Annotated in this window: 13 protein-coding genes; 5 read left to right on the plus strand and 8 right to left on the minus strand. The window is 67.6% G+C overall.

The features are described from left to right. Positions 1-47: 47 nt before the first annotated feature. Positions 48-1,886 carry a lipid A export permease/ATP-binding protein MsbA gene (msbA, locus tag NHH73_28120; GenBank protein ID USX26381.1) on the plus strand — a complete coding sequence of 613 codons (1,839 nt, stop codon included), beginning with the start codon at positions 48-50 and terminating at the stop codon, positions 1,884-1,886. Here msbA and NHH73_28125 read toward each other — a convergent pair. The 8 genes from NHH73_28125 to ada form a co-directional block, all read right to left on the minus strand. Further along, complete coding sequence (locus NHH73_28125) at positions 1,883-3,790, minus strand: response regulator (GenBank protein USX26382.1); 1,908 nt, start codon at positions 3,788-3,790, stop codon at positions 1,883-1,885. The genes msbA and NHH73_28125 overlap by 4 nt on opposite strands. A gap of 11 nt (positions 3,791-3,801) precedes the next feature. Then, entirely contained in the window at positions 3,802-5,193 is a 1,392-nt protein-coding gene (locus NHH73_28130) for a sensor histidine kinase (protein USX26383.1), read from the minus strand. Beyond that, positions 5,193-6,239, minus strand: a complete 1,047-nt coding sequence (locus NHH73_28135; protein USX26384.1) for an ATP-binding protein — start codon at positions 6,237-6,239, stop codon at positions 5,193-5,195. Before NHH73_28135 ends, NHH73_28130 begins: the two co-directional genes overlap by 1 nt. Then, a complete protein-coding gene (locus tag NHH73_28140; GenBank protein ID USX26385.1) occupies positions 6,227-6,694 on the minus strand; it encodes an ATP-binding protein in 468 nt (155 codons plus the stop codon). Before NHH73_28140 ends, NHH73_28135 begins: the two co-directional genes overlap by 13 nt. Continuing rightward, positions 6,691-7,047, minus strand: coding sequence for an STAS domain-containing protein (locus NHH73_28145; protein USX26386.1), 357 nt, complete (start codon positions 7,045-7,047; stop codon positions 6,691-6,693). Before NHH73_28145 ends, NHH73_28140 begins: the two co-directional genes overlap by 4 nt. A 7-nt stretch (positions 7,048-7,054) precedes the next feature. Further along, positions 7,055-7,915, minus strand: a complete 861-nt coding sequence (locus tag NHH73_28150; GenBank protein USX26387.1) for an STAS domain-containing protein — start codon at positions 7,913-7,915, stop codon at positions 7,055-7,057. 162 nt (positions 7,916-8,077) lie between these two features. Then, on the minus strand, positions 8,078-8,869 hold the full coding sequence (locus NHH73_28155; GenBank protein USX29733.1) for a 2OG-Fe(II) oxygenase: 792 nt from the start codon (positions 8,867-8,869) through the stop codon (positions 8,078-8,080). Between the two features lie 163 nt (positions 8,870-9,032). Continuing rightward, complete coding sequence (gene ada / locus NHH73_28160; protein USX26388.1) at positions 9,033-10,118, minus strand: bifunctional DNA-binding transcriptional regulator/O6-methylguanine-DNA methyltransferase Ada; 1,086 nt, start codon at positions 10,116-10,118, stop codon at positions 9,033-9,035. A 212-nt stretch (positions 10,119-10,330) separates the two neighbouring features. Between ada and hutC the strand changes: the two genes are divergently transcribed. From hutC to rho, 4 genes are all read left to right on the plus strand, one after another. Continuing rightward, a complete protein-coding gene (gene hutC / locus NHH73_28165; GenBank protein USX29734.1) occupies positions 10,331-11,020 on the plus strand; it encodes a histidine utilization repressor in 690 nt (229 codons plus the stop codon). A 229-nt stretch (positions 11,021-11,249) separates the two neighbouring features. Beyond that, positions 11,250-15,608, plus strand: coding sequence for a PAS domain S-box protein (locus NHH73_28170; GenBank protein USX26389.1), 4,359 nt, complete (start codon positions 11,250-11,252; stop codon positions 15,606-15,608). A gap of 214 nt (positions 15,609-15,822) precedes the next feature. Then, positions 15,823-16,149: a thioredoxin TrxA gene (trxA, locus tag NHH73_28175; protein ID USX26390.1), complete on the plus strand. Its 327-nt coding sequence runs from the start codon at positions 15,823-15,825 to the stop codon at positions 16,147-16,149. Between the two features lie 168 nt (positions 16,150-16,317). Beyond that, positions 16,318-17,580: a transcription termination factor Rho gene (gene rho, locus NHH73_28180; GenBank protein USX26391.1), complete on the plus strand. Its 1,263-nt coding sequence runs from the start codon at positions 16,318-16,320 to the stop codon at positions 17,578-17,580. Positions 17,581-17,762: the final 182 nt, after the last annotated feature.

The raw sequence follows: 17,762 nt of genomic DNA on the forward strand, positions 1-17,762 counted from the left end.
GGCGGGAGGGGTACAATGGCGGATTCGCCGCTCTCAGAACGCCACACGTGTCCAGCCGCCTACTCTATATCCGCCTGCTCAACCAGTTCCGTCCCTACGCCGGGATCGTCGCCGTCACCCTGTTCGCGGTCGGCGTGGCGGCGGCCACCGACGTGCTGCTGATTAACCAGCTGAAGAACGTGATCGACGCACTGGCGCCGGCCGAAAACGCCACCGGCGCCCCCGCCACCGGCATCCTGGCCTGGGTGCGCGAACTGCTCGCCCCCCTGCTGCCGAGCGACCCGGCGCGCGTGGCGCTGTGGACCATCCCGGCCGTGATCCTCGGCCTGGCGGTGATGCGCATGGTCTCCAGCTTCGTCGGCGAGTACGGCGCCGCGTGGCTCAGCAGCCGCGTGCAGGCCAACCTGCGCGAGCAGATGTTCGCCCGCATCATGCGCCTGCCGAACGGCTATTTCGACCAGTCCTCGACCGGCACCACGCTCTCGCGCGTGGCGTTCGATGCCGCCCAGGTGTCACAGGCGGTGCTCAACGTCGTCAACGTCGCCGTGCGCGACTCGGTGCAAACCATCGGCTACCTGATCACGCTGTTCCTCGTCGACTGGCAGCTGGCGGTGTTTTGCCTCGGCCTGCTGCCGCTGGTGGCGGCCATCGTCACCTTCACCGGGCGCCGCATGCGTCACCTGAGCAAAAGCGCCCAGGCGGCCATGGGCGAGTTGACCAATGTGCTCGACGAGAGCATCAGCGGCCAGCGCGTGGTCAAGATCTTCGGCGGCCAGCACTACGAGCAGACCCGCTTCGACAACGTGGTCAAGACCAATCGCCAGCTGGCCGTCAAGCACGCCGCGACGTCTGCGCTCAACTCCGGCATCATCATGCTGCTGATCGGGATCACGCTGTCGTCGGTGATTTATTTCGCGCTGATCCGCAGCCAGGCCGGCGCGCTCTCGCCGGGCGACTTCGTCGCCTTCATGTCGGCGCTGATGGCGATGCAGTCGCCGATCAAGAACCTCACCAAGATCAATGAACCGATGCAGCGCGGCTTGGCAGCCGCCGAATCGGTGTTCGGCCTGATCGACACCGACACCGAGGCCGACACCGGCACCAAAACGCTGGAACGCGCCGAGGGGCGCCTGCAACTGGAGGAAGTGAGCTTCCATTATCGCGGCGCCGATGGCCAGCCGCTGTCGCCGGACGCGCGCCCGGCGCTGGACAGCGTCTCGCTCGATATCGCCGCCGGCGAAACGGTGGCCCTGGTGGGCAGCTCGGGCAGCGGCAAGACCACCCTGGCCGGCCTGCTGCCGCGCTTCTACGATGTCAGTTCCGGCGGCATCAGGCTCGATGGCGTCGACCTGCGCGAGTACACGCTGGCGTCGCTGCGCAGCCAGATCGCGCTGGTGAGCCAGGATGTGGTGCTGTTCAACGATACGCTGGCGGCCAACATCGCCTACGGCGATCCGGCGCCGTCGATGGAACGCATCGAGGCGGCCGCGCGCGCGGCGCATGCCCACGAATTCATCGAGCGCCAGCCGGGCGGCTACCTCGCGCCGGTGGGAGAAAATGGTTTGCGTTTGTCCGGCGGCCAGCGCCAGCGCCTGGCCATCGCCCGCGCCTTGTACAAGAACGCGCCGATCCTGATCCTCGACGAGGCCACCAGCGCGCTCGACACCGAATCGGAACGGCTGGTGCAGTCGGCGCTGGAAGTGTTGATGAGGGGCCGCACCACGGTGGTTATCGCGCACCGCCTGTCGACCATCGAGAACGCCGACCGCATCGTGGTGCTCGACGGCGGCCGCATCGCCGAAGCTGGCAGCCATGCCGCGCTGCTGGCGCAAAACGGCATTTATTCGCGTTTATATCAAACGCAAAAAAGCGTGCAAATCGCTTAAAGCAGGCGCAGCGTCTGCTGCAGTTCGTCGATCGCGGCCGGTTTGACCAGGTGGAAATCGAAGCCGGCGGCGGCGGTTTTCTCGCGGTCCTCGGCCGAGCCGAAACCGGTGTGCGCGATCAGCCGGATGCGCGACAGCGCCGAGTCGGCGCGCAGCATGCGCGCCAGTGCGTAGCCGTCCACGTGCGGCATGCCGATGTCGAGGATCATCGCGTGCGGCGCGAAGTCGCGCGCGCTGGCCAACGCGGTCGCCGCGTCGTGCGCCAGCCGCACCTCGTAGCCAAGCAACTGGAGCAGATCGCTCAACACCTCGCCGGAATCGATGTTGTCGTCGACCACCAGCAGCCGGTTCAGGCCTTTGGCCGACGCCGGCACCGGCGAACCCGCGCCCGCCACCGGCGCTGAAAGCTCCGTTCCGGGCGCGACCAGCACCGGCAGCTCGATGACGAAGCTGCTGCCCTGGTCGGTGCCGGCGCTTTCGGCGTACACCGTCCCGCCATGCATCTGCACCATCTTCGACACCAGCGACAGCCCGATGCCCAGGCCGTCGTGCGCGCGGTCGTGCGTCGAGGCGCCCTGCGCGAACATGTCGAAGATGCGCGGCAGGTTTTCGGTCGAGATGCCGATGCCGTTGTCGCGCACCGCGATGCGCACGCGGTCCGGCGCCGGCAACGTCACCTCCAGCCGGACCTCGCCGCCGACCACGGTGAACTTGGCCGCGTTGTGCAGCAGGTTGCCGACCGCCTGCGCCAACCGGACCGGATCGCCGTGCAGGCGAATCGGCTGCGGGGGCACGTCCACGGTCAAAGTATGGCCGCGTGACTCCATCAGCGGCCGGGCCGTCTCCAGCGCCGGCTCCAGCACCTCTTGCAGCTCCAGGTCCTCCAGCTTCAACGCCAGCTTGCCCTCGGAGATGCGGGCCACGTCGAGCAGGTCGTCCACCAGCCGCGCCAGATGGCCCACCTGGCGCATGATCACCTGGCGCGCCTTGCGGTGCACCTCCACCTGGCCGGCGTCGGCCACGCCCATCAGCGCCACCGCGTTGCGGATCGGGCTCAGAGGGTTGCGCAGCTCGTGCGCCAGGGTGGCCAGGAAGTCGTTCTTGTTCTCGTCGGCCGCGCGCAGCAGGCCTTCCATGGTTTTACGCTGGGTGATGTCGCTGCTGATGCGGGCGATGCGGTACGGCGTGTGACCGGCGTCGCGCACCTGGAAGGCGCGGTCGCGCACCCAGCGCAAGGTGCCGTCGGCCAGCAGCAGGCGGTACTCCTCGTCGTAATGCTCGCCGTGCTGCGCCGCCTCCCAGCGGGCGGCGACGGCGATGCGGTCGTCGACGTGGATGGCGTTGAGCCAGTCGCCGTTGTTTTGCTGCAGCTGCGCCGCCACCCGGCCCCAGAAAGTATCGTAGGCGTTGTTCACGTAGAGCAGCGCGCGGCTTTGCAGGTCGAACATCCAGAACACGTCCTCGATGTTCTCGGTCAGCTGGCGGAAGCGTTCCTCGCTGTTGCGCAGCTCCGTCTGGGTGCGCTGAAGCCGCAGCAGCGCGTTGACGTTGGCCACCAGCTCGTCGGCCTCGATCGGCGCCGCCAGGTAGTTGTCGGCGCCGCCCTCCAGGCCGCGGATCTTGTCGTCGCGCCCCGTCAGCGCGGCCGACGTTTGCAGCACCAGCACGCCGGCCGTCAGCGCATCGTCCTTGATTCGGCGGCACACCTCGATGCCGTTGATGTCGGGCAGTTTGACGTCCAGCAGCACCAGCGCGGGCAGCATCTGGCGCGTCAGCGCCAGGCCGTCGGTGCCGTTGGCCGCCTCCACCACCTTGAAGCCGGCGCCGTGCAGGATGCGGGTCTTGACGTAGCGCGCGCCGTCGTTGTCGTCGACATTCAGGATCAATATGCTGTCATTGCTCATGGCTTTGTCTTTCATGGCGCACCGTCGATGGCGCCCTCGGGACGGCGCGGCAGGTGCAGCGAAAAGGTCGAACCGGTGCCGATCACGCTGGCCACGTCCACCGAACCGCCCAGCAGCTGCGCCAGCTGGCGGCACAGCGGCAGCCCCAGGCCGGTGCCCTTGGCGCCAGCCTGCAGCGGATGGGCGATCTGGCTGAATTCCTCGAAAATCAGTTGCAGGTTGTCGGCCTCGATGCCGATGCCGGTGTCGCTGACGGTGAAGGTGAGCTGGTCGCCGCCATCGTCGTGCAGCGCCACCGTCACCTGGCCGGCCTGGGTGAACTTGAGCGCGTTGGAGATGAAGTTGCGCAGGATCTGCGCCACCTTGGGCTCGTCCGATAGCAGCAGGCAAGGCGCCGCCGGCGCGACGAACACCAGCTCGACGTCGGGATTGCGCGTCAGCGGCCGCAGCATGCCTTTGAGGCTGCTGAACAGGTTGTCGATGTCGATCGGCGCGATCGCCAATTCCACCTTGCCCGCCTCGATCTTGGCCAGGTCCAGCAGGTCGTTGACCAGCTCCGACAGGTCGAAGGCGGCGCTGGCGATGAAGCCGACCTGGCGCTCCTGCTCGGGGGTCAGGTCGCCGTCCATGCGGTCGAGCAGCAGCTTGGCCAGCGCGCGGATCGAGCTCAGTGGCGTGCGCAGCTCGTGGCTGGTGTTGGACAGGAAGCGCGATTTCATTTCGTCGGCCTTGCGCAGGCGCTCGGCCTTTTCCTCGATCTCGGCGTACAGCGCCACCACGCCACGGTTGGTGTCCTCCAGCTCGCGCGTGAGCGCCAGCAGGTCGTCCTGGCGTTCGCGCAGCTCGGCCAGCGCGGCGCCCAGCTCGCGGTTTTGCTGCTGCATCTCCGAATACGTGTTCTGCACCGGGCTGGCCGCCAGCTCGGCGCCGAGTCCGGCCAGGCCGGCGGCGTCGATGCGCTGGCCGGCCGGCAGATCCTTGCGCATGACCACCGTCAGGCCGCCGCCGGCCGCGTGTTCAACCTCGCAGTCGTCCATCAGCCGCCGGGCGGTGACGATGGCGTTGTCGAACTGCGCCGCCGCCGATTCCATCTCGACGCCTGCCGCAGACACCGGCGGCGTGAAAGCCGACAGGGAACCCTGCGCCGGCACCGGCCGCGCCTCGGCGCGGATCGACACCGTCAATTGCGCCACCGGCCCGCGCTGGTCGAGCGCGAACTGCCCGCGCCCGCCGGACAACCGGCCGTAGGCGCAGCGCGCCACCTCGGAGACCGCCGTCGCGACCCGCACCTGGTCCTGCACGCCGAAGCCGAGCAGGCCGGAGATCTGGCGCGCGCGCTGGCGCACCAGCACCACGTCAGGCTCGCTGTCGATGCCAACTTGCAGGATGCGGGTAAGCGACATCAACGTTCTCCGGGACAGCGTTGCACCAACACGCAGGCGTCGTCGCGCGCGCGCGCATGATCGCGCAGCAGCACCGCCGCCACGATGGACGGATCGCACGCGGCCAGGCCCGGATACTGCGCCAGGTCCCACTGCGTGGCGATGCCGTCGCTGGCCAGGATCACCAGCGCGCCGGGCGGGCATGGCAGCACGAACTCCTGCACCTTGCGGATGTTATGGCCGACGATGCCATTGTGCGACATCATCTGGCGGCGCTCCTCGCCGTCGATCACACAGGCGCCGATGTTGCCGACGCCGGCGAAGGACAGCTGGCGCGCCTCCAGGTCCAGCAGCGCGATCGCCTGCGCCGCGCCGCGCGTGGGCCGCAGCGCCGCGTGGCACACCTCGATCTGTTGCGCCGGGCGCATGCCCGGCTGCAGCGCCATCGCGTCGACGGCGGCGCGGCCGGCCTTGGCCGCCTCCGGCCCGTGTCCCAGGCCGTCGACCACCATCAGCGCGATGGCGTGCCGCTGGCGCGCCACCAGCCAGGCGTCGCCGCTTTCCGTTTCGCCGGCCAGCGGCAGGCAAACGGCACCCGATAAGGACCGGGACGGCGCCGGCGCCGGCGATATCGCCCCCGCGCCGGCGCGCGGCCACAGCCGCATGCAAAACACCGCGCCCTTGCCCGGCACCGCATACACGTCGAATTCGTCGGCCAGGCGGCGCATCGCCCCCAGGCCGGTGCCGGCGGTGCCGGCGCTGGAGACGCCGTCGCGCAGCGCCTGCCCCAGGTTGGCGATGCCGGGGCCTTTGTCGAGCGCCAGAATCTCGACGCCGGCGCTGTCGCCGCTAAACACCGGCAACAGCGCGATGCGCCCTTCGCCGGCGTGCTTGAGGATGTTGGTGGCGGCCTCGCTGATGACGATGGCCACCTGGCCGCTGCGCACATCGTCGAAGCCGGCGTCCTGCGCCATGCGCTGGCCGCAACGGCGGGCGCTGGCGATATCACTCGGATGAACAATTGAAAACCACTGCTGGCCGTCGAACGAACTGGCTATTTTTTCCATTTGACGACCGCCACGGCGGTGCCCTCTCCACTGCGTGAATCGATGTCGAATTCGTCAACAAGTCTTTTGGCGCCGCCCAGGCCGAGGCCCAGGCCGCCGCCGCTGGTGAAACCGTCGCGCAGCGCCTGCGCGATGTCGGCGATGCCGGGACCGTCGTCGGCGAACACCAGCCGCAATCCCTGGCGCACGCCGTCGGTCAGCTCCTGCGCGACAACCATGCCGCCGCCGCCATATTTAATGGTGTTGCGCGCCAGCTCGCTGGCGGCCGTCACCAGCTTGGTCTGCTCGACCAGGCTCAGTTTGAGCGCCAGCGCGTGCTCGCGCACCACCCGGCGCACGGCCACGACATGCTCGTCGGTACGCAACGGCAAGGTCTGGCTGGCGCGCACCATGCGGTCCGCTTGCAGCAACGGCGAGGCGAAGCGGACCGGGTCCGCTGACGACGCACCGTTCATTGATAACTCTTGCCGAGCAGCGCCATGCCTTTTTCGACATTGAGCGCGGTTTTCACGCCCGGCAGGGTCAACCCCAGCTCGACCAGCGTGATGGCGACGGCCGGCTGCATGCCGACGAGCACCGTTTGGGCGTCGAGCACGCGCGCCATGGCCGCCGTGTTGCTGATCATGCGGCCGATGAAGGAATCGACCAGATCGAGCGCGGAGATATCGATCAACACGCCCTTGGCCTGGTCCTTGACGATGCGCTCGGTCAGGTCGTCCTGCAGGGTCATCGCCAGGCGGTCATGCATGTCGACCTGGATCGTCACCAGCAGCAGGTCGCCGATGCGCAGAATAGGTATGCGTTCCATCGGCGGCTCAGACTTTGCGGGAAATGGTCGAGCCGACCCGCGCCAGCGCCACGATGAAGGCGTCGGCCAGGGTCGCCTTGGTGACGACGTCGTCCAGGTTCACGCCCAGGTGGACGATGGTTTGGGCGATCTGCGGGCGAATGCCGCTGATGATGCAGTCGGCGCCCATCAGGCGGGCGGCGGCGATGGTCTTCATCAAGTGCTGGGCCACCAGGGTGTCGACGGTCGGCACGCCGGTGATGTCGATGATGGCGATGGCGGCGCCGGTCTCGACGATCTTCTCGAGCAGGCTCTCCATCACCACCTGGGTGCGGGCGCTGTCGAGGGTGCCGATCAGCGGCAGCGCCAGGATATCGGTCCACAGCTTGACGACCGGGGTCGACAACTCCAGCAGCTCCTGCTGCTGGCGCACGATGATCTGGTCGCGGCTCTTCTGGAACACCTCGATGGTGAACAGGCCCAGCTTGTCGAGCAGGGTGCTGACGTTCCACAGCGCCTCGGCCAGCAGTTCCGGCTCGGACGCCAGCGACTGGCGCAGGCTGCCGAACAGCGACTGCTTGAGCGAGAACACGAAGGTGGCCGTCTCGCTCGGCGTCGAACCCTGCTTGGCGCGCTGGCCGGAGATTTCGGTCAACTGGTCGCGCACCTCGTCCCAGGCGCGGCCTTCGATGCTGTCGAAGCCGCCGTTCAGGGTCGCTTCGGGCAGCAAGGTCAGCAACTGGCGGCAGTGGCGGCGCAGTTGTTCCTGCGAAGCACTGTCGCTGCGAAATGCCATGCTTTCCAGATTTGCGATCCAGTCGGCGCCGATCTCGGCCTGGTGCTGTTGAATCAGGGCGCTGATACGGCGCGCGTTGTCGTTGGTGGTCATCAAATCCCCGGAGGTTGTCGTGCAAATTAAATAATAGCAACTAATAGTACCAAAGCATTGCGGCTTTTCGATGTTCAATTGACCACGCGCGCGGCCGCTGCGCAGGCAGCATAACAGGCGGACGAGTAGTGCGGCGGGGAAACCGAAGGAATATTCGAATCTTCAGGTGGCGTCGTGAAAGATGACGCCCAAGGTATGGCGCACCGCGATGGTGCGCGCGCCTGCGCCGGCGCCGGCCTCGGTTGCTGCTACCGCGCGCACCCGGCTCACGCCGTGACGCATGGCCACCCGGTAAACGCCGCGCGTGCCTTGCACCGGACGGTGGTTGACCGGGAAAATCACCATGTCGCCGCGCCGCAGCGGCACCACCTCGACCCGCGACTGCATGCGCGGGCGCTGCTCGGTCAGCACGAACTCGCCGCCGTCGAAATCCTTGCCCGGTTCGCTGAGCAAAATCGCCACCTGCAGCGGGAACACGTGCTCGCCGTACAGGTCCTGGTGCAGGCAGTTGTAGTCCCCCGCCGCGTATTGCAGCAGCAGCGGCGTCGGACGGTTCTGGCCGGCGGCGTGGCAGCGCGCCAGGAAGTCGGCGTGGTCGGCCGGGAAGCGGGTGTCGATGTCCAGCGCCTCGTGCCAGCGGTTGGCGATGGCGGCCAGCGGCCCATACAGCGCCTGCCGCAGCGCCGAAATCATCGACGGCAGCGGGTAGCGGAAGTATTGATACTCGCCGCTGCCGAAGCCGTGCCGCGCCATCACCACGCGGCTGCGGAACAGCTGCGACTGCGCGTACTGCGCGGCCATGGCGACGCTTTCGTCGGCGGTCAGCATGCCGGGGACGATGGCGTAGCCATGCGCAGTGAGCTCGTCGGCGATGGCTTGCCAGTCCAGCCCCGCCACATGCACGGCGATGCCGGCGGCCGCGCCCACGGCGCGGCGCGCGTTGGCCAGCGCCAGCGCGCCGGGCGCCGGATCGGTGGCGGCCGCGGGGTCGCTGGCGATGGCCGCCGCTGGCGCGGCTTGGGAGGTTGCTGGACCGGCCGGCGCCACGCCGACCGGCGGCGCCTTGCGCGGCTGGCGTTCCGGCGCGCCGGCGCTGAAGTCGAATTCGCCGTTGTTACTACTCATTGCCCAGCCTTTCCCGGTCCAACAGCGCCGCCTTGCGGTCCACGCCCCAGCGGTAGCCGGAAATCGCGCCATCGTTGCGCACCACCCGGTGGCAGGGAATCGCCACCGCCAGCGCGTTGGCCGCGCAGGCGCCGGCCACTGCGCGCGCGCCCTTGGGCACGCCCACCAGCTCCGCCAGCTCGGCGTAGCTGACCGTGCGCCCGGCAGGTATTTCGCGCAACACCTGCCACACCCGCTGCTGGAACGCCGTCCCACGCACGTCGAGCGGCAGATCGAGGCCGATCCCGGGCCGTTCGACCATGCCCACCACGCGCGAGACCACCTGCTCGTACTCCGCCTCGGCGCCGATCAGCTCCGCCTTGGGAAAGCGGTCCTGCAGGTCGCGCACCAGGAAGTCGGGATCGTCGTCGATCAGGATCGCGCAGATGCCCTGCGCCGTGCTGGCCACCAGGATCGCGCCCAGAGAACAGGCGGCGATGGCGAAGCGGATCACCGTGCCGGCGCCGCCGGCGCGGAAGGCGGTCGGCGTCATGCCCAGCACCGCTGGCGAACTGGCGTAGAAACGGCCGCTGGAATTGAAGCCGGCATCGTAGATCGCCTCGGTGACCGTGGCCTGGCGCGTCAAGCCGTCCTGCACCCGCCGCGCGCGCCGCGCCTGGGCATAGGCTTTCGGGGTGATCCCGGTGACCGCCTTGAACAGCCGGTGGAAATGAAAGCGGCTGACGCCGACGGCGGCGGCCAGGCGGTCCAGGTCCGGCGCCTCGTCGGCGGCGTCGATCAGGCGGCAGGCCTCGGCCACCAGCGCGGCGCGGCGCTCGGCCAGCGGCGGCTCTTCGGGCTTGCAGCGCAGGCAGGGCCGGAAACCGGCTTGCAGCGCCGCCTCGCGGCTGTCGTGGAACGCCACGTTCTTGCGCAAGGCCGGCCGCGCCCCGCACGACGGCCGGCAGTACACCCCGGTGCTGCGCACCGAATACCAGAACACGCCGTCGGCGCCGGCGTCGCGCCGCTGCACGGCGGCCCAGCGCGACTGCTCGTCGGCGTAGCCCGTCTCGGTCGCCTTGTCTGTTAACTTGTCCATCGCGGACTCCATCGTTGAATTGGAATGGTGTCATCCTATCGGGGGACGGACGGGGACGCACTCCAGCTCTTGCTTTTGAATTGTACCCGTGCCGATGCTAAAATGCCCCGCTCCGCCGCCTGCGGAGGCGCGCCAGGAGAACCCGTTTGGACGATCAAAGCGATCAGCAACAACAAGAACATCCCTCGCCGGCCAGCCCGGACGGCACCCCTATCTTCCAGCGCATCAAAGACCATTTGCTGGCGCAGATCGCCGCCGGCGTCTGGAAGGAAGGCGACGTCATCCCGTCCGAACAGGCGCTGGTCAAACAATTCGGCGTCTCCCGCATGACCGTCAACCGCGCCGTGCGCGAACTGACGGCCGAACAGGTGCTCACGCGCCGCCAGGGCTCCGGCACCTACGTCGCCCAGCAAAAATACCAGGCCACGCTGGTGGAGATCAAATCGATCGCCGACGAGGTGCGCGCGCGCGGCCACGTCCACCGCAGCAGCCTGCAGCAGCTCGAGCGCGCCAAGGCCAGCGACCTGATGGCCAAGCAGTTCGACCTGCCGGCCGGCCACCCGCTGTTCCATTCGGTGATCATCCACTTCGAGAACGGCGTGCCGATCCAGGTCGAGGACCGCTGGGTCAACCCGCTGTGCGCGCCCGACTACATGGAGCAGGACTTCGCCAGCACCACCCCCAACGAATACCTGATGAAGGCGGCCCCGCTGCAGGGCGCCACCTACAGCATCGAGGCGCTGGCCACGCCGCGCGACATCGCCGACATGCTGGCCATCGACACCCGGCAAGCCTGCCTGGTGCTCAAGCGCCAGACCCTTTCGGGCGGGCGCATCGCCAGCATCGCCACCATGTGGCACCCCGGCCACCGCTACCAGTTCGCCGGCAGCTTCGCGCAATAGCCGAAGCGTGACTCCCAGTCGGCAAGTCGCGCCACGCGCCGCTTTCTCACCGAATGTCACACGCGCGGGCCGCAACAGGGCGTTTTCATGCCCAAAATGTGTCTTTTTCGGGGCGCGACGCCCCTCGCACGCAGCAATTCCCTTCTTTTCCTATCGATGCGATCACAGCGGTTAAAACTGCTATAGTTGGCTGCCTCCAGGCACCCACTGTCATCGGAAAGGGAAGCTCTTGTCGCACAGCCGTCCCCGCGTTTTCCCGAGTTCCTGGCGCCGTTTGCCGCGCCTGGCGGCGGCGCTCGTCCTGCTGCTTGCCAGCGCGGCGCCGGGCGCGCAGGCGGCCGAGAAAGTCACCATCCAGCTCAAATGGCGGCACCAGTTCCAGTTCGCCGGCTACTACGCCGCGCAGGACCAGGGCTACTACCGCGACGCCGGCCTCGATGTCACCCTGGCCGAGGCGGTGCCGGGCAGCGATCCGCTGCAAAACGTCGCCGGCGGCCGCGCCCAGTACGGCGTCGGCAACACCGGCTTGCTGCTGGCGCGCGGCGCCGGCCAGCCGGTGGTGGTGCTGGCCTCGATCTTCCAGCATTCCGGCGCGGCGCTGCTGGTGCGCCATGGCCCCGACGGCAAGCCGCGCCCCTGGGCCGGCAGCCGCATCATGCTGGCGCCGAACAACGAAGAGTTGACCGTCTACCTGAAAAAACTGGGGGTGCGCAGCGACAGCATGGTCCAGTTGACCCACACCCATGGCTACGACGAACTGCTGCAGGGCCGCGTCGACGCCATGTCGGCCTACACCACCGAGGCACCGTTCGTACTCGAACGCGCCAACGTCTCCTACGAGATCCAGTCGCCGCGCGCCATCGGCCTCGATTTCTACGGCGACGTGCTGTACACCACCGAGAGCGAATTGCGCGAACATCCGGCGCGCGCGCGGGCGCTGCGCGAGGCGACCCTGCGCGGCTGGCGCTACGCCATGGCCCACCAGGGCGAAATCGCCGACCTGATACGGGCCCGCTACCCGGAGCGCAACAGCCGCGAGCTGCTGATGTTCGAGGCGCGCCAGATCGCCGCGCTGCTGGAGCAGGACCTGGTCGAACCGGGCTACAGCAACCCGGAACGCTGGAGCGCCATCGCCCGCGCCTACGCCCAGCAAGGCATGCTGCCGGCCGACTTCAAGCTCGACGGCTTCCTGTACCAGCCGCAGGGGTCGAGCCGGATGCTGCGCTACGGCGGCTTCGCGCTCGGCGCGCTGCTGCTGCTGGTGACCGTGGGCGGCGCCTGGCGCCTGCGCAAGCAAGCGGCCGCGCTGGGCGCCGCGCGCACCGAACAAAACAGCGCCGAACGCCTCGCCGGCCTGGCGCTGGAAGGCTCCGGCGCCGGCATGTGGGAATGGCGCATCGACTCCGGCGCGCTCAAACTGTCGGCGCGCTATTGCGAACTGCTCGGCTACGACGGCGGCCACGGGACGTCCGCCACGACGACACCGGCCCGGCCGCTGGCGCAACCGTTCGCGCAATCGATGGAACAATGGCGCGGCCACGTCCATCCCGACGACCTGCCGCAGGTCGAACGCGGCATCCAGGATTGCCTGGGCGCGGCGCCCGACGGCAACGTCCAGATCAACAGCGAACACCGCATGCGCTGCAAGAACGGCGCCTGGAAGTGGGTGCTCATGCGCGGCATGGTGGTCGAGCGCGACGGCGCCGGCCGGCCGCTGCGCGCGGTCGGCACCTTGGCCGACATCAGCGACCGCGCCGCCGCCGAGCAGGCGCGCCTGTGCGCGGTGGTCGACGCCACCCCGGGCGCGGTGCTGATCGCCGACAAGAGCGGGCGCGTGCGCCACGCCAACCCGGCCTGCGCCGCCAGCTTCGGCTACGACGGCGACATGGCCGGGCGCTCGGTCGACCACCTGGCGCCGGAGGCGATGCGCAGCAACGGCCGCGGGCGCGAGCTGTTCGCCCGCCCCAACCTGCCGGGGCGGGTGCTGAGCGCGCACCGCGCCGACGGCAGCACCTTCCCGGCCATGGTGCATATCTCGCAGGTGGAGCTGGGCGGCCAGGAGCTGGTGATCATGGCGCTGCGCGACATGACCCAGCGCCAGCGCGCCGAGGAGGCGCTGCAGGCCAGCTCCGAGCGCTACCGCCTGATCGTGCAGACCGCCGCCGAGGGCATCTGGATGAGCGACGCCGACGACCGCACCACCTTCGTCAATCCGACCATGGCGCGCATGCTCGACTACGACGTCGAGCAAATCATGGGCCGCGCCATGACCGACTTCATGGACGCCGACGGCCGTGCGCAGCTGCACCACCACCTGCAACGGCGCCTGGCCGGCGAGGCGATCCAGGGCGACGTCAGCTTCCGCCGCAGCGACGGCACCACCGTCTGGTGCCTGCTGTCGACCACCGTCATCAATTCCGACGCCGGCCACTACGCCGGCACCCTGGCCATGCTGACCGATATCACGGCGCGCCGCCAGGCCGAGGGCGCGCTGCGCGGCTCGAGCCAGCGCCTGGCGTCGATCTTCAACGCCGTCACCAACGGCCTGGTGATGGTCGACGGTAACGGCGCCATCCTCGAACGCAACGCCGCCGCAGCGCGCATGCTGGCGCACGCGCTGCCGATCGAGCCCGGGGGCGCGAACGGCGGCGCCGATGATGGCGGCGGCGGCGGCGGCGGTGGTCTCTGGTGCGGCGTGCGCGAGGACGGCACCCGCTTCGACGCCGCCAGCCACCCGGTGCGCCTGGCCATCGTCACCGGCCTGTCGGTGCGCGACGTGGTGATGGGCATCGCCCAGCCCGACGGCGCGCTGCACTGGCTGTCGATCAACGCCGAACCGATTCCCGACCAGGGCGGCGCCGTGCCGCTGGTGGTGGCCAGCCTGACCGACATCACCGACCGCAAACGCGGCGAGGACGCGCTGCGCGAGTTGAACGAGCACCTGGAGGAGCGCGTGGCCCGGCGCACCCGCGAGCTCGACCAGGCGCGCCAGGTGGCCGAGGAGGCCAGCCAGACCAAGGGCCAGTTCCTGGCCAATATGAGCCACGAGATCCGCACGCCGATGAACGGCGTGATCGGCATGGCCTACCTGGCGCTCAAGACCGACCTCGATCCGCGCCAGCGCGACTATCTGGAGAAGATCCGCTTCGCCGGCGAACACCTGCTGGGCATCATCGACGACATCCTCGACATCTCCAAGATCGAGGCCGGCAAGCTGGCCATCGAGCAGGTCGACTTCGCGCTCGAACACGTGATCCAGACCCTGACCACGGTGGTTGCCCCCAAGGCCGCCAGCCGCGAGCTGGAACTGGTGTTCGACCTCGATCCGAACCTGCCCAAGGTGCTGCGCGGCGACCCGCTGCGGCTCGGCCAGGTGCTGATCAACTACACCAACAACGCCATCAAGTTCAGCGAAAAGGGCCGCATCGACGTGCGCGTGCGCCAGGTCGTCGGCGACGCCACCGGCTGCCTGCTGCGCTTCGAGGTGAGCGATTGCGGCATCGGCCTGTCCGAGGGCGAGATCGAAAAGCTGTTCCAGTCGTTCCAGCAGGCCGACACCTCCACCACGCGCGAATACGGCGGCACCGGCCTGGGCCTGTCGATCTGCAAGCAGCTGGCGCAGCTCATGGGCGGCGAGGTCGGGGTGCGCAGCCGGCCCGGCCACGGCAGCACCTTCTGGTTCACCGCGCGCCTGGGCGTGTCGAGCGCCAGCGTGCCGGCGCTGATCGACCGCGTCAAGGACGCCGCCGCCGAGCTGCTGGCGTCCTCGCGCAGCGCGGCGGTAATGGCCGCGCTCAAGAACGCCCGCATCCTGCTGGTCGAGGACAACACCTTCAACCAGCAGATCGCGCTGGAGATGCTCGAGGAGGTCGGCTCGTCGGTGTGCCTGGCCGCCAACGGCATGGAGGCGCTCGAGCTGCTGCGCCAGACAGCCTTCGACTGCGTGCTGATGGACGTGCAGATGCCGCTGATGGACGGGCTGGAGGCGACCCGCCGCATCCGCGCCGACCCGCGCCTGGCCGACATCCGGGTGCTGGCCATGACGGCCACCGCCACCAGCGAGGACCGGGTGCGCTGCATCGAGGCCGGCATGGACGATTTCATCTCCAAGCCGATCCAGCCGGCGCTGATGTACCAGACCATCGCCAACTGGCTGCCGGAACGCGACGCGGCGCGCGAACGGCCGCCGGCGCCGGCGCGGCCGGCCTTCAAGACCACGCTGGGCGGCGATCCGGCGGTGATCGACCTGTCGATCCTGGCCAAGCTGCTGGGCTACCACCCGCACAAGGTGCGCAAGTTCGCCTTCAAGTTCCTGCAAAACAGCCAGGACGTCATCACCCGCATGGAGGCGGCGCTCAAGCGCGGCGACATGACGACGGTGCGCGACCTGAGCCACCGCTTGAAGTCGCCGGCGCGCACCGTCGGCGCGCTGGGCATGGGCGAGCTGCTGCTCGAGCTGGAGGAGCTGCCGCTGGACGATGCGGCCGGCGCGGCCAGGGCGCAGGCGCTGCTGGCCGAGCTGTGGCCGCTGCTGGAAAAGATCACCGAGCAGATCATGACCAACACCACCTTCGCCGACGACAATTGAGCCCTTTCGACATTCCGCCGCACATTTTTAAAAAATGGGTTATTATTTCAGCCATCCCCGCCTGCCGACCTTGTTGCCATCCCATCCAAGACATTGAATTCGCGCAATTGGCCACCATCTGTTGTCGGTAACCGGCAACGTTGTAGGCGATTGCGGACAACATGGCATAATCTCCAGGCGTTATTGACCCACACAGACCTCGATTGAGGAATATATGAGCGAAAATATCAAACACATCACCGATACTTCTTTTGACGCCGACGTGCTGAAGTCCGACCGCCCCGTGCTGGTCGACTTCTGGGCCGAATGGTGCGGTCCTTGCAAGAGCATCGCCCCGATCCTGGAAGAAGTGGCCAAGGAATACGACGGCAAGATCCTGATCGCCAAGATGGACGTCGATGCGAACCAGGCGGTCCCTGCCAAGTTCGGCATCCGCGGCATCCCGACCCTGATCCTGTTCAAGAACGGCGTTCCCGCCGCTCAAAAAGTCGGCGCGATGGCAAAAGGTCAACTGACTTCTTTCATCGACAGTAATATCTAAGTACGATAGTATTTGCCTGCATCGACGGCGCCGCGCCCGCGGCACCGTCGGTTATCCGGCAGAAAACGATGGCCCGGCCAGACCGCAGCCCGTTTTATAATTAAACAGACAACACCACGCAGTTCCCTCCCCTACCTTTACTTTCCCGTCACGGGACACTCAACACATATGCATCTATCTGAATTAAAGGCCCTACACGTCTCGGCATTGCTGGAGATGGCCATCGGTCTTGATATCGACAACGCGGCGCGTCTGCGCAAACAGGAACTGATGTTCGCGATCCTGAAAAAGCGCGCGAAATCCGGTGAACAGATCTTCGGCGACGGCGCCCTGGAAGTGCTGCCCGACGGCTTCGGCTTCCTGCGCTCGCCGGACGCCAGCTACATGGCCTCCACCGACGATATCTACATTTCCCCTTCCCAGATCCGCCGCTTCAACCTGCACACGGGCGATTCGATCGAGGGCGAAGTGCGTACCCCGAAAGATGGCGAGCGCTACTTCGCGCTGGTCAAGGTCGACAAGGTCAACGGCGAATCGCCGGAAGCCTCGAAGCACCGCATATTGTTCGAGAACCTGACGCCGCTGCATCCGAACGAGCCGCTGCGCCTGGAACGTGACATCAACGGCACCGAAAACATCACCGGCCGCATCGTCGACCTGATCGCGCCGATCGGCAAGGGCCAGCGCGGCCTGCTGGTGGCGTCGCCGAAATCCGGTAAATCGGTCTTGCTGCAGCATATCGCCCACGCGATCACCTCCAACCACCCGGATGTGACCCTGATCGTGCTGCTGATCGACGAACGTCCTGAAGAGGTTACCGAGATGCAGCGCTCGGTGCGCGGCGAAGTGGTCGCCTCGACCTTCGACGAACCGGCCACCCGCCACGTGCAGGTCGCCGAGATGGTGCTGGAAAAAGCCAAGCGCCTGGTCGAAATGAAAAAAGACGTGGTCATCCTGCTGGACTCGATCACCCGCCTGGCGCGCGCCTACAACACCGTGATCCCTGCCTCGGGCAAGGTATTGACCGGTGGTGTCGACGCCAACGCGCTGCAGCGTCCGAAGCGTTTCTTCGGCGCCGCCCGCAACATCGAGGAAGGCGGCTCGCTGACCATCGTCGCCACCGCGCTGATCGAGACCGGCTCGCGCATGGACGATGTGATCTATGAGGAATTCAAGGGTACCGGCAACATGGAGGTGCACCTGGAGCGCCGCCTGGCCGAGAAGCGCGTCTACCCGGCGATCAATCTGAACAAATCGGGCACCCGCCGCGAGGAACTGCTGATCAAGCCGGACCAGCTGCAGAAGATCTGGATCTTGCGCAAGTTGCTGTACTCGATGGACGAGATCGAGGCGATGGAGTTCATCCTCGACAAGATGAAGGCCACTAAGAACAACGGTGAGTTCTTCGACATGATGCGTCGCGGCGGCTAAAACCGCCCACAGCTTCGTTGCCCCTCCTAGCCGTGCTATTCGCACTGTCTTCGTCGGGGCACCTCGCTGCGAGCGGTTTTTAGCCGCCGCGCGGGGCCGGAGTAGTGCATCATGACAAACAGGCAACCTCGGTTGCCTGTTTCCGTTTACGGCTGTATAATCCGCGGTCGCACTATCCAAAC

The sequence above is a fragment of the Oxalobacteraceae bacterium OTU3CINTB1 genome (genome assembly GCA_024123955.1).
Lineage (GTDB): Bacteria > Pseudomonadota > Gammaproteobacteria > Burkholderiales > Burkholderiaceae_D > Rugamonas.